Source organism: Roseicyclus sp. (genome assembly GCF_052168335.1).
In the GTDB taxonomy this organism is placed as follows: domain Bacteria; phylum Pseudomonadota; class Alphaproteobacteria; order Rhodobacterales; family Rhodobacteraceae; genus Roseibacterium.
Map to the genome: position 1 here is coordinate 1 of NZ_JBQLZP010000513.1, position 1,974 is coordinate 1,974.

The window sequence follows — 1,974 nt, forward strand, 5'->3', positions numbered from 1 at the left end:
ACCAGGCGCCCGAGGCGTTCCGCGCGCTCGAGGCGGGCAGGGTCCTCGGCAACGTCTGCATCGACATCGGCGCGTCCGGCTGAGGCCTTCGGTTCAAAGATCCCGCAGCGCCGTGGCGATGTCGGTCACGGCCTCCACCCGCCAGCCGCGCGGCACGGCGGCGGCGAAGTCCCGCGCCGCCGACCCGCCGACGAGGACGCGGAAGCGCAGCGGCAGCGCGCGCAGCTCGCCGACGAGGTATTCGACCTGGTGGCGGCGGTCGTTCACGCTGACGCTGAGCCCGACCACCTCGGGGCGCATCCGGCGGACGCGCTCGACGACGTCCTTTCCCGTCGTGTCGAGCAGGAGCTTGACCTGCCATCCCCGTTGCCGAAAAGCCTCGGCCGCCAGCACGATCCCGAGGTTATGGGCCTGCGCGGGGAGCGTCGCGAAGATCGCGAGGCGCTGGCCCGACACGCGCGTCCAGGGCGTATGGCGCTGTCCGAAGGCCTGGTTCAGCCGGAAGATCTGCGCGACCGCGACCGAGACCTCTCCGAAGGAGGCGCCGTCCTCCTGCCACTTCTCGCCGAGATGCCGGGCGGCGGCGGCGAGAATGCCGTCCGCCGCCTCGGCATAGCCCGCGCGACCCCCGGTCATCGTTTCGAGAATGCGCTCGGTCGCGCGGTAGTTGCCTTCGAGGAGCAGGGTGCAGAACGACTCGAGGAAGGCCGGCGAAAGGTCGTTGCGGCCGGATCGTTCCGCGAGGCGCGCCAGCGCCAGCCGCGCCAGAGCCTCGACCGCGCCATTGGCGATGCCCGCGGGCTCGGCACGCTGCGTCGGCGGCGCGGCCTGTCCCGCGCCGTCGGCCGCTCCGTCCGCTCTCTCGTCGTCCGCCGGCGGTGCCATGAAAGTCCCCTTCGCGGCCCTCCATGCGTCCGAATCCGCGAGGGAGCCGCCGGGCTCAGGGTGGCTTTCCGCGACCGCGGGTCAACCGTTTCGGCTGAGAATTTTTCAGAAATCAGGAAATTTTCCGCGCCCGCGCGCCCGCCGCTCAGAAATGCGCCTTTTCCTCGTCCGGGCGGCCCGCGGCGAGGGCGAGGATACCCGCCAGACCGCAGAAGGCGATCGGGAAGATGGTGAAGACGCCGAAGCCGAAGGCGTGGTAGAGGCCGCCCGCCGCGACGAGCATCAGGACTCCGCCCCAGAGCGCCCGGGCCCGGGCCATGGCGGCTCCCGCGATGGCGAGCATCGGCGAGAGGATGGCGACCGTGCGGAACAGCGCCGGATCCTCGACCTGCCGCGCGAGGTCGGGGATCTCGCCGAACCAGTCGACGAACTCGATGTAGCCGTAGACGAAGAAGCCCACGAGCATCGCCCAGAGCCCGCCGATCAGTCCCAGCACCAGCGCGGCGTTCCGCATCCCCGATCCTCCTCGCGTCGCGGGCTCCTGCCCGCGCGGTCCCGTGGCGCGGGTCTTTCCCCGCGCGGTAGCTGACATAATCGTTGCCCGCCCCGATCCCAAGGGCTCCGGCGCGCGGTCCACGGTGAAACAATTGCCGGGTTTCCCCCCTCGCTTCCCAGCGGGATGGCGCGATATCGCCGGTTTCGGCGGCGCAACGGGGCCGGGCAAGTCATTGAAATCAATCGTGGGGCGGGTCGGCCATTACTTCACGGCGGCCTGACGGCCCGTCACGGAGCCGTGCGCCACGCCGCTGTGATTGGAACGTTACCGCACAGTCCGGCGAAGCTTCTCCCAGCGGTGCAAGCCGCACCGCAACCGCGTTTTTGACCCTACAGGGAGCTTCGAGAGACCCATGACCACCGCAACCAAATCCTTCGCCCTTCTCGGCGCCGTCGCCGCCGCCGTCACCGCCCATGGCGTCACCGAGGCGCAGGCGCAGGAGAACGAGAAGTGCTCCGGCGTCAGCCTCGCCGGCGAGAACGACTGCGCCGCGGGCCCCGGCGCAGGTCGTGCCGGGGCCCGCGGCGCAGTCG

At 70.9% G+C, this 1,974-nt stretch carries 3 protein-coding genes; 1 reads left to right on the top strand and 2 read right to left on the bottom strand.

All coding sequences use genetic code 11. The annotated features are described in order from the left end of the window. Window positions 1-93: 93 nt before the first annotated feature. Both ACTS11_RS15645 and ACTS11_RS15650 read right to left on the bottom strand, forming a co-directional pair. The gene (locus tag ACTS11_RS15645) at window positions 94-885 is read right to left on the bottom strand and encodes a cobalamin B12-binding domain-containing protein (protein ID WP_442641227.1); all 792 of its coding nucleotides are present in this window, start codon (window positions 883-885) and stop codon (window positions 94-96) included. Window positions 886-1,030: 145 nt separating this feature from the next. Continuing rightward, window positions 1,031-1,399, bottom strand: coding sequence for a hypothetical protein (locus ACTS11_RS15650; protein ID WP_442641228.1), 369 nt, complete (start codon window positions 1,397-1,399; stop codon window positions 1,031-1,033). A 394-nt stretch (window positions 1,400-1,793) separates the two neighbouring features. Between ACTS11_RS15650 and bufA1 the strand changes: the two genes are divergently transcribed. After that, window positions 1,794-1,974, top strand: a 181-nt coding sequence (bufA1, locus tag ACTS11_RS15655) for a BufA1 family periplasmic bufferin-type metallophore (RefSeq protein WP_442641229.1), incomplete at its 3' end; no start/stop codon positions are given.

Excerpts from the sequence above, each read along its gene's own strand:
- ACTS11_RS15645 (WP_442641227.1), bottom strand. The coding sequence starts at position 885 with ATGGCACCGCCGGCGGACGACGAGAGAGCGGACGGAGCGGCCGACGGC.
- ACTS11_RS15650 (WP_442641228.1), bottom strand. The coding sequence starts at position 1,399 with ATGCGGAACGCCGCGCTGGTGCTGGGACTGATCGGCGGGCTCTGGGCG.